This is a genomic window from Burkholderia sp. Se-20378 (assembly GCF_017104665.1).
Classification (GTDB): Bacteria; Pseudomonadota; Gammaproteobacteria; order Burkholderiales; family Burkholderiaceae; genus Burkholderia; species Burkholderia lata.
In genome coordinates, this window is sequence record NZ_JAAGPG010000422.1 from 1 (window position 1) to 7,458 (window position 7,458).

The following is a 7,458-nucleotide window of genomic DNA, read 5'->3' on the forward strand; positions in this document are numbered from 1 at the left end:
TTCCGCGCTGGCCGGCCGCGCTGGAACGCCTCGCCGCGCACGGCCTGAGCTGGGATCTGCGCGTACCGTTCTGGCATCTCGAGGAAGCGGCTGCGCTGCTGGCCGATACACCGTATGTCGACGTCGTGCTCGAACATGCGGGGCTGCCGTGGGATCGCTCGGATGCAGGGCTCGCGCGATGGCGGCGCGGCATGGTGGCGCTTGCCGCGTCGCCGCGTGTCACCGTGAAGATCTCCGAACTCGGCTTGCGCCATGCCGTGTGGAACGAGGCGGACAACGCACGGATCATCCGCGACACGATCGCGATCTTCGGCGCGCAGCGCTGCCTGTTCGCCAGCAACTTTCCGGTGGCCGGGCTGCGTGTGTCGTATCCCGCGCTGCTGCGCACGTTCGCTCGTGCGATGACGAACCTCGATGACGCCGAGCGTCGCGCGATCTGGCATGACAACGCGCTGCGGGTGTATCGGATCGATGCAGACGCGGCTGCCGCTGCCGCGCACGCAAACTGACGCTCACGCCCCCCAACCCGAAACGGCACGCGACGCCCATCAGCGCGACGCGTGCCGTCAGTCACAGCAGCGGAACGTATCCCGCTTTCAACTGCCGCCGGGATCAGAACCCGAACAGACGCGCCGCATTCGTGCGGCCGATCTTGACCCGGTCGTTTTCGCTCAGCAATGCGTGATCGAACCATTCGCTGGCAGTCTGCATGCTCTCGTACGGGTAATCGGCGGAAAACAGCACGCGATCGACGCCGACTTCACTGATCGTGTCGAGCAGCCCCTTCGTATGAAAGTGGCCGCTCGTCGTGACGTAGAAGTTGTTGCTGAAATACTCGCCGACCGGGCGCTTCGCCTGCCCCAGCCCGGCGCCGTCCCGCTGCATGCGAAGCCGATGCTCGAGGCGCGGCAGCATCAGCGGCAACCCTTCGCCGAGATGCCCCAGGATGACCGTCAGGTTCGGGTAGCGATCGAACAGGCCGCTCAGCATCAGGCGGATCGCATGCGTGGCCGTCTCATGCGCGAACCCCCACGCCGAGCCGACGAGCGACGAATAGCCCTCATAGATTCGCTGCTGGCTCGGCAACGCCTCGCGCGGATGAAGATAGACCGGCACATCGAGCGTGGCCGCGCGCTCCCAAAACTCCCAGACCGGCGCCTCGTCGAGATACTGCGCGGTGTCGGCGTTGCCGATGTTCGTATAGCCGTTCACCAGCGCGCCCCGCATGCCAAGCTCCACGACGGCCCGTTCGAGTTCGTCGGCCGCGTCCCTGGGCGACTGCAGCGCGACTGTCGCGAACGCTTGCAGACGCCCGGGATGCACGGAGGTGTAGCGCTCGACGATCTCGTCGTTGGTCCGCTTCGCGAAATCGACGGCCGCCGCGCGGTCGAGAATCGATTGCGCGCCGGGCGACGTCAGCGACAGCACCGCGACGTCGATCCCGCACCGGTCCATCTCCTCGATCCGCCGGTCCGCGTCGAGCAGCCGCGCCTCGACGTCGTCCATATAGGCTTTCCCGTTGCGCGCGGCTTCGCCGGACGCATCCCACATGCTGTTGTTGAGGGCAGTGGACAGGTGTTCTTCCAGTACGATCTTGGCTTTCACAGCGCGTCTCCGGTCGTCAGCGTGATGTGCTTGTATTCGATGAAGTCGTCGATCGCGGCCGCGCCGTTGAGGCGACCCAGGCCGGATTGCCGATACCCGCCCTCCTCGAATTCGTCGTAGACCTTCGCCCAGTCGTTGATCCAGATCGTGCCGGCCTGAAGCGACCGCGCCACCCGCATCGAACGCTGCACGTCACGTGTCCAGACCGCGGCGGCCAGGCCATATTCGCTGTCGTTGGCCAGCGCGACGGCTTCCGCCTCGGTATCGAACACCTGCATCGTCATCACGGGCCCGAAGGTTTCCTTCTGGACGATCTCGAGCCGGGCGCTGTCGACTTCGAGCAATGTCGGGCGATAGAACGCACCGCGCGCCAGTTCGCCGTCAGTCACCGGGCCGCCGCGCACGACCACCTTCGCGCCTGCCGCGATCGCCTCTTCGACCGCGCGATCGACACGCGCGACGTTGGGCTTGTCGATGAGCGGCCCCATATCGCTGAGCGGATCGGCGGCCGGGCCGACCCGCACCGCGGCCAGGCGTTGCGCGAGACGCGTGCGCACCGCGTCGGCGATGCCGCGTTGTACCAGCAGGCGCGAGCCGGTCATGCAGAACTGCCCGGCAAACACCGTCAGCGATTTTTCGATGACGGGCAAGGCCGCATCGAGATCGGTGTCGTCGAACACCACGTGCGGCGTCTTTCCGCCGAGCTCGAGACCGAAGCGCTTGAGCCGCTGCGCACCGACGGCGGAAATCGCGCGCCCGGTCGCGGTCGAGCCCGTGAAGCTGATGACGGGCACGTCGGGCGAGGCGATCAGGGTCTTCGATCCGTCCGCACCCGATTCGCTGAACAGATTGATGACGCCGCGCGGCAGCGACGGCGCTTCGGACAGGATCCGCGACACGAGCGCATTGGTCTGCGCGGTCTGGCCCGGCATCTTGATGACCGTCGTCGTCCCCGCCGCCAGCGCCGGCGCGAGCGAGCGCACCATCAACACGACGGGCGAATTCCACGGCACGATGATGCCGGCGACGCCCATCGGCTCGCGCAGCACGAGCGACACGACATCCGGCCGCGGCGTTCCGCTGCGGCCCGTTTCGGCCCGCGCCAGCGCCGCGTAGTAGCGCAGCTTCGACGGCACCATCGACACTTCGAAATGCGCTTCGGGCTTGATCTTGCCGTTCTCGAGCGCCAGCAGTTCGATCAGCGCGTCGGCATGCCGCTCGAACGCGGCGGCCAGTTCGTCCAGCACGCGTGCGCGCAGCGCGGCATCGTGCTTCCACGGCGTGTCGCGAAATGCACGCAGGGCCGCGTCGATCGCCGCGCGCGCTTCGGGCTCGCCGCCGTCGGCATAGCGGCCGATCACCGAGCCGGTCGCGGGATCGACGGAGTCGCGATGCGCGGGTGAATCCACCCACTCGCCATCGATCCAGTTCAATACGGGAGCAGCAACATTCATGACGTTCCCCGGTCAGCTGTAGCGGCGGGCGATATGCTCGGCCGTCGCAATGGTGGTGATGTTGGTCGCGACCGAAATCGCATCCGGAAAGATCGACGCGTCGACGACACGCAGGCCGCTCACGCCATGCACCCGCCCTTCGAGATCGACGACGGCATGCGGATCGTCGATCACGCCCATCGGCGCGGTCGAAGTCGGATGGTGGTACGTGTCGAGCGTCGAGCGCGCCGACGCCAGGATCCGTTCGTCCGATTCCGCGCCCGGCCCCGGATTCAGTTCCGAATGAATGAGACCGGACAGCGGCGCGGTGCGGCCGATCCGGCGCGCCAGCTTGATGCCTTCGAGCAGCCGCGCGCGATCCTGCGCTTCGCCGAGGAAATTCAGGTCGATCACGGGCGCATCGCCGGCCTGCCGGCTCGCGAGCTTCAGGCTGCCGACCGACAACGGCCGCGTGAGCGCGACCGCGAGCACGAAGCCGACCTTGGTCGGGCTCTGGTCGTGCGGGAACAGATGCGTCGCGGTGATGTGCAGATCGAGATCGCCGTGCTGCGCAGTCGAACTGTTCGTCCACAGGAACGCGCCGATCGACGGCGACTGATCGCCGATCCGGTCGGGGCGAGCCGCATACGCGTTGTAGTAGAACGGGTGATCTTTCAGGCGCTGGCCCACCGGCAACGCGGCCACTTCGGGAATCGACAGCGCGCGCAGGTCGGCGCCCGGCCCGATGCCCGAACGCAGCAGAATGGCTGCACTGCCGTACGCCCCCGCGCTGAGGACCACCTCGTTCGCGTGAATCTCCTCGCCGTTGTCGAGCCGCACGCCGATGGCCCGCCCGTGCGCAAACAGCACGCGATCGACCAGCGCACCGCCGCGAATCGTCAGGTTCGAGCGCGCCCGGACCTCGTTGGTCAGGTAGGCCATGCCCGTGTTGACGCGCACGCCGTTGACGATGTTCATCGGATACGGGCCGACGCCGTTGGCGTCCGCGCCGTCGAAATCCTCGATCGCGCGATAACCGTTCGCGAGGGTCGCATCGACGAACGCGCGCTGCATCGGCGTGATGTCGTCGCGCGTCAGTTGACGCACCGGCAGCGGCCCCGCCTGGCCGTGCGACACGCTGTCGTTGTCGCGATGCTCGAGCCGCCGGAACGACGGCAGCATCTCCTCGTACGACCAGCCGGGCAGATTCCAGTTTTTCAGGTCCTGCGGCCGCGCGCGAATGGCGACGGCCCCGTTGATCGCCGAACTGCCGCCGAGCACCTTGCCGCGCAGTGCGTTGATCGGGTGATCGACGTAGCCGGCCTGCGTGCGATAGCCCCATTCATGCCGCGCATCGCCCCCGACGATATCGCTGCTGGCGATCACGTGCGGATAGTCCCACGCGGCATAGTTGTGCCCGGCCTCGAGCAGCAGGACGTGGCGGCTGGCCTTCTCGCTCAGGCGGGCCGCCATGACGGCGCCGGCAGAACCGCCGCCGACGACCAGTACATCGACGGTTCGCGGGCCGCTTGCGGTCCTGGTGCGGGGCGATGTGTCCGCGGCGCCCGAGCTGGACGCGTTCGACGAACTCGACGAGCTCGCCGCACTGGCCGCGATCGCGTCGGCGCCGAGCAGCGAACCGACAGCGAGCGTCGCCGAATGGGCGAGGGTTTGCGCGAGCATGACGCGGCGCGCGGGATGATGCAGCGGGGTGTTCTTCATGGCAGACGCTTTCTCCATTGAATGCGTGTGCCACAGTACGGTCGGGCCCCGCGACCGGATAGCTAGCGGAAACCGAACCGGTGGTTCGCTTTTTCCGAACGCTCGCGTCTGCCCGTCAGGCGCGCCGCCCCCGTCGGCGAGGCGGCGGCAGGTTCAAGCATGCGAAGGATGCGGCAGCAGGCCGCGTTCGATCAGCGGCATGTCCCAGCGGGCCGGATGGCCGATCTCCTCCTCCAGGAACCGGACCAGCGCCTGGATCTTGGGCGACGTGCGAACCGTCTTGCGATAGACGACATTGACCTGCCCGCCGGACGGCGCATATTCCGGCAGCACCGACACGAGCTCGCCGGACACCAGCGCGTCGGACGCCAGGAAGGTCGGCAGGATCGCGAGCCCCAGCCCGGCGATCGCCCCGGCAAGCAGCTGGAAGCCCGAATCGGTCCGCATCCGCACCCTGACGCGAAACGACTGCTTTTCGTACTCGAGCGGCAGGCTCCACATCCCATGCGGTTCGCGATTCAGATAAAGCAAGCCGTCGTGTTGCGGCAGGTCGTCGGGATGCGCCGGCATGCCGCGTCGCTCGAGATAGCCCGGGCTCGCACAGATCAGGTGCCGGTTGACGGTGACGGGGCGCGCGACCAGGCTGGAATCGGCGAGCGGACCGAGACGGATCGCCGCGTCGAAATGTCCGTCCTGGAGATTCGACAGCCGGTCGTCCGCTTCGACGTCGAGGCACAGCGCCGGATACATGTCCGCGAAACGCGAGAGCAGCGGCGCAAGATAGCGCGCGACGAAGGTGACCGGCACGGACAGCTTCAGGTTGCCGCTCAGGCTCGAGCCGGCTTCGTTCACTTCGCCCTCGATGCGCTCGAGTTCCTGCAGAAGCTGCCGCGCTTGCTCGAAGAACCGCTGCCCCGGATCGGTCAGTTGCAGTGAACGGCCACGCTTGAGCAGTGCGCAGGCGAGACGTCGCTCGAGCTTCTGGATACGGGTACTGACGATCGACTTGGTGGTACCGAGGCGGCGGGCGGCTTCGGAGAAGCTCCCTGCCTCGACCACGGCCACGAACGTACTCATGTCGGTAAATTTGTTCATCATCCGTTTCGACTGGGCGCTGGCGCAATGCCGGCGATGGTGCCACGCGCGGGCCGAACCTGCTCGGTCATGCCGCCGCCGGCCCGCCGCTCGCCCCACCACCACATTTTGTGCATCGCACGACCGAACCTGAGCAAAAAGTATCGGTCCGCGAATTCTTTTGATGTGGTGATCGCATCGCCCCCGTCACACCATTGTTCCTGTCGTCATCGACGGCATTCGAACAAGCAGAATCAAGGAGACACGGGTGAACAAGATGCGAATCGTCGCAGCCGGCGTGCTGCTCGGCGCCTGTCTGCCGGGCGTCGCGGCCGCACAGGTCTGCAAGGTGCCGACCCTTCGGGTGCTCGCGCAGAAGAGTCTCGGCCTGACGGTGATGGAGAAATCGCTGGCCGACTACGAGAAGAAGAGCGGCACCAGGGTCGAGATCAGCTACTTCGGCGAAAACGACCGCCGCGCGAAATCGCGGCTCGACGCGTCGACCGGCGCAGGCTCGTACCAGATCTACTACGTCGACGAGGCGAACGTCGCCGAATTCGCGTCGGCCAACTGGATCGTGCCGCTCCTCAAGTACTACCCGAAGGAATACGACTACGACGACTTCCTGCCCGGCCGCCGCGCGGTCGCGAGCTACAACGGCGTCGCATACTTCGCGCCGCTGATCGGCGGCGGCGACTTCCTGTTCTACCGCCGCGACCTGCTCGACGCCGCGCACATCCCGGTGCCGAAGACGCTCGACCAGCTCGTCGCCGCGATCAAGAAGCTCAACGCGCCGCCGAAGCTGTACGGCTGGGTCGCACGCGGCCAGCGCGGCTCGGGGATGAACGTGTGGCGCTGGTCGCCGTTCATGCTCGGGATGGGCGGCGCCTGGACCGACAAGAGCGGCCAGCCCGCGTTCAATTCGCCGGCCGCCGTGAAGGCCACGCAGCTCTACAGCGACCTGTTCAAGTACGCGCCGCCGGGCGCCGCGACCTACGACTGGAGCAATGCGCTCGAAGCGTTCCGCTCGGGCAAGGTCGCGTTCATGATCGAATCGACGCCGTTCGCGGACTGGATGGAGGATGCGAGCAAGTCGAGCGTGGCCGGCAAGGTCGGCTACACGCGCCCGCCCGCGCCGCTGCCGTCGGCCGCCTACGGCCACGGCTTCGCGATCTCGGCGGTCGGCGCGAAGGACGACTGCACGCGAATGGCCGCCGGCCGCTTCATCGCGTGGGCGACCAGCAAGGACCAGGAACAGGCCCGGCTGCGCAACGGCGTGTTCAGCGACTACAACCGGTCGAGCACGATCGCCAGCCCGTACTTCAAGCAGCACGTCGCGCCGCAGATCCAGGCCGGGCTGAACGACACCAACCCGGTCACGCAGGTGACGATCTGGCGCACGCCGCAGTGGCCGGATATCGGCGACAACCTCGGCATCGCGCTCGAGCAGGTGTTCACCGGCACGCAGACCGACGTACGCGGCACGCTCGACGACGCGGCCCAGTACGCGAAGGATGCGCTCGAACATGGCGCTCGCAAATGACGGCGCCGGCGGACGCGCGCTCGGCGTCCGTCCGGCCCCTTCCCCGCCTTCCGCACCGTCCGCCCGGCGCGGCCGCGCGCG

Annotated in this window: 6 protein-coding genes; 2 read left to right on the plus strand and 4 right to left on the minus strand. The window is 67.4% G+C overall.

The features are described 5' to 3' along the window. A partial coding sequence (locus tag G3N93_RS30055) for an amidohydrolase (protein ID WP_206134580.1) occupies nucleotides 1–509 on the plus strand: 509 nt, incomplete at its 5' end. A 103-nt stretch (nucleotides 510–612) separates the two neighbouring features. Here G3N93_RS30055 and G3N93_RS30060 read toward each other — a convergent pair. The 4 genes from G3N93_RS30060 to G3N93_RS30075 form a co-directional block, all read right to left on the minus strand. After that, nucleotides 613–1,605 (minus strand): amidohydrolase family protein, encoded by a 993-nt coding sequence (locus tag G3N93_RS30060; RefSeq protein WP_206124298.1) that lies wholly within the window; start codon nucleotides 1,603–1,605, stop codon nucleotides 613–615. Then, a complete protein-coding gene (locus G3N93_RS30065) occupies nucleotides 1,602–3,059 on the minus strand; it encodes an aldehyde dehydrogenase family protein (RefSeq protein WP_206134581.1) in 1,458 nt (485 codons plus the stop codon). Before G3N93_RS30065 ends, G3N93_RS30060 begins: the two co-directional genes overlap by 4 nt. Nucleotides 3,060–3,071: 12 nt before the next feature. After that, nucleotides 3,072–4,760, minus strand: coding sequence for a GMC family oxidoreductase (locus tag G3N93_RS30070; protein WP_174939576.1), 1,689 nt, complete (start codon nucleotides 4,758–4,760; stop codon nucleotides 3,072–3,074). A 153-nt stretch (nucleotides 4,761–4,913) separates the two neighbouring features. Then, nucleotides 4,914–5,855, minus strand: coding sequence for a LysR family transcriptional regulator (locus tag G3N93_RS30075; RefSeq protein ID WP_174942768.1), 942 nt, complete (start codon nucleotides 5,853–5,855; stop codon nucleotides 4,914–4,916). Nucleotides 5,856–6,111: 256 nt separating this feature from the next. Here G3N93_RS30075 and G3N93_RS30080 point away from each other — a divergent pair, with 256 nt between their 5' ends. Next, entirely contained in the window at nucleotides 6,112–7,377 is a 1,266-nt protein-coding gene (locus G3N93_RS30080) for a sugar ABC transporter substrate-binding protein (RefSeq protein ID WP_241026758.1), read from the plus strand. Nucleotides 7,378–7,458: the final 81 nt, after the last annotated feature.